The following is a 292-nucleotide window of genomic DNA, read 5'->3' as shown; positions in this document are numbered from 1 at the left end:
AGGATTATGCATTACGCTGGGAAATTGAAACCTTATTCAGTTGTCTCAAAGGACGCGGGTTTAATCTTGAAAATACGCGCTTGACAGACGCTAGACGAGTGAAAAAATTGATTGCGGTGTTAGCTATAAGCTTCTGTTGGTGTTACTTAACGGGTGAATGGCAACATGATCAAAAAAAAGTGATAAAAATAAAGAAGCATGGACGACTCTCAATGAGTTTATTTCGCTATGGTTTAGACTATGTTCAAATGGCGATTCAGCGTTTAATTGGTTTTGGGAAAAAAGAAGAGTT

At 37.7% G+C, this 292-nt stretch carries 1 protein-coding gene; it reads left to right on the top strand.

Annotated features, from left to right (window positions below):
* On the top strand, positions 1-292 hold a 292-nt coding region (locus tag WFH18_RS18015; protein WP_336755443.1), incomplete at both ends, for a transposase.

This window comes from Acinetobacter sp. USHLN143, assembly GCF_037145695.1.
In the GTDB taxonomy this organism is placed as follows: Bacteria; Pseudomonadota; Gammaproteobacteria; order Pseudomonadales; family Moraxellaceae; genus Acinetobacter; species Acinetobacter fasciculus.
Note: the sequence above shows the minus strand (reverse complement) of the source record. Positions and strands in the feature narration are given on the sequence as shown.